We start from the raw sequence: 2522 nt of genomic DNA, 5'->3' as shown, positions 1-2522 counted from the left end.
CTCCGACACCAAATCGGCGGACACATCCGACGAAACCAAGGGCGACAAGACCGACGGCACCGACGGTCTCACCGCCGCAATAGATGCCGCGGCGACCGCGCAGACCGATGCGACGCAGACCGCCGTGCCTGATCCGAACGCGATCATCGTTGCCGCCCCCGTGGTGCCGGTCGATCCGAACGCGGCCGCGAACCAGGCCGCCAGCACGGCTTCTTCGCCGCTGACGATTGCGGCCGCCGGCATCGCCGCCAGCGCCTCGACCGCGGCGCAGATCACCGGCGCCAAGACCGATACCGCGACGCCCGGCGACAAGAGCGCCAAGACCGCCGGCGCCAAGGTCGATGCGGACACCACGGCGACGCTTGCCGGTGCCGCGACCGGCACAACCGACGGCACGGCCACCGATGCCAAGACGAATACCGGGCTGATCGCCGCCGTCGACCAGGGCACGCCAAAGACCTCGTTCAAGGCCGCCGCCACCGCGCAGGCCGACGTCGCCAATATCGGCCAGGATTCGGGCAAGACCGACGCGGCCGCGACGGTGCAAACGCCTGCGACCGCGGCCAATGCCGCCGCGCATCCGCAAGCCGCCAAGCCGCAAGCCGACGCGGGCGCGACTGAGGCCAAGGCCGGCGCCTCCGATCGCGCCGCGGATGCGACGCCGGCTGCGCCGACCACGCACGCGCATGCCGGCGCCCAGGCCGCCGTCACGGCGACGGACAACAGCGCGCAGGCGGCCTCCGCCGTGCAGGCGCCGCTGACCAATACGACCTCGGCTGCGACCGCCTCCACCGCAACGCTCACCGCGACCGCGGCAACCAGCGCCGCCGTGTCGCTCAACGGCGTGCCGATCGAGATCGCGGCTGCCGCCCGCGCCGGCAAGACCCGCTTCGACATCAGCCTCGATCCGGCCGAGCTCGGCCGCATCGACGTGCGCATCAATGTCGACCGCAACGGCCAGGTCACCTCGCATCTCACCGTCGAGAAGCCGGAAACGCTGTCGATGCTGCGGCAGGACGCGCCGCAATTGCAGCGCGCGCTCGACGACGCCGGCCTCAAGACCGGCAGCAACGGCCTCTCCTTCAGCCTGCGCGACCAGAATTCGTCGGGGCAGAACTCCGGCCAGAACAACGACAATGGCGGCAACGCCCACCGCTTGATCATCAGCGACGAAGATGCAAGCGCCGCGGCGCCTGTGGGGCGCAGCTACGGCCGCATGCTCGGATCGAGCAGCGGCGTCGACATCAGAGTGTGAGGAGTATTCGCAAATGACCACCACGAATGCCGCCACCGCCCCGACGCCCGTCTCCGGGACGACAGACCTCCCGAAATCCTCCTCGTCGAACTCGCTGAGCTCGTCCACGGGATCGACGCTCGCCGGCAACTTCCAGACCTTCCTGACGCTGCTGACGACGCAGCTGCAGAACCAGAACCCGCTCGATCCGCTCGACACCAACCAGTTCACCCAGCAGCTGGTGCAGTTCGCCGGCGTCGAGCAGCAGCTCAAGACCAACGATGCGCTGTCCCAGCTCGTCACCCTGCAGCAGACCACGCAGGCGACCCAGGCGCTGGGCTTCGTCGGCAAGACCGCCCTGGTCGACGGCTCGACCGCGACCATGACGAAGTCGTCGGCGACTTGGCATCTCAACGTGCCGACCGACTCGACCGTCGACATCACCGTCGCCAATTCCAGCGGCCAGACCGTGTTCACCGGCAAATACACCGCCGCCGCCGGCACCGACATTCCCTTCACCTGGAACGGAATGGGCAATGACGGCACGCAATGGCCCGACGGCAAGTACACGATCTCGGCCACGGGCAAGGATGTGGCGGGCAACAATGTCGGCATCGCCGCGCAGGTGCAGGGCGTGGTGTCGTCGGTCGACCTGACCCAGTCGCCGCCGCTGCTGACCATCGACGGCGTCAGCTACACATTGAGCCAGGTGAAGAGCATCATCGCCACAAGCAGCAATTGAGGCTGGCGCCCACGCAGACGGTGTCGTCCTGGCGAAAGCCAGGACCCATAGCCACCGAAATTCGCTATAGCGCGAGGACGTGACCCCGAGTCTTCGCAGGAACTACATCCTGGGGTAATGGGTCCTGGCTTTCGCCAGGACGACTGTTGAGGGCCTGGCAGCGTCGCGCGCGGGCCTCGTTTGTTAGTAAAGTATTTACGAAGACCCGCTCGGCCGGCTCGGATCATGGTGTCCAGCCCGCCGGGGCGGCTGTGTTCCAGCCATTTTCAACGAGAATTGTATTGATGCCTTAGGCTTAGCGGATTTTTAAGCCGCCGCGCGTACGGTTATGGCGTGAGTTCAGTGGTTGAGAGTTTGTGAGTACGCCATGACAGAACCCCATCGCCCGAGGGTAAAATACGTCATCGGGCCGGACGGTAGTCCGTTGACGATCGCGGATCTGCCTGCACCCGGCACGAAACGCTGGGTCATCCGCCGCAAGGCCGAGGTCGTCGCCGCCGTTCGTGGCGGGCTCCTGTCCCTCGAGGAGGCCTGCAGCCGTTACAC

At 66.9% G+C, this 2522-nt stretch carries 3 protein-coding genes; all 3 read left to right on the top strand.

The genetic code is table 11. The features are described from left to right. Nucleotides 1-1255 (top strand): flagellar hook-length control protein FliK (locus ACXJL8_RS38840; RefSeq protein WP_456686797.1); only part of this gene is annotated, 1255 nt, incomplete at its 5' end. A 13-nt stretch (nt 1256-1268) separates the two neighbouring features. Then, nucleotides 1269-1976: a flagellar hook assembly protein FlgD gene (locus ACXJL8_RS38835; RefSeq protein WP_456623925.1), complete on the top strand. Its 708-nt coding sequence runs from the start codon at nt 1269-1271 to the stop codon at nt 1974-1976. Between the two features lie 367 nt (nt 1977-2343). Beyond that, the coding region (locus ACXJL8_RS38830; RefSeq protein ID WP_456686798.1) for a DUF1153 domain-containing protein at nt 2344-2522 on the top strand (179 nt) is incomplete at its 3' end.

This window comes from Bradyrhizobium sp. P5_C11_2, from assembly GCF_054049755.1.
This window is presented reverse-complemented; position numbering and strand designations above follow the sequence as displayed.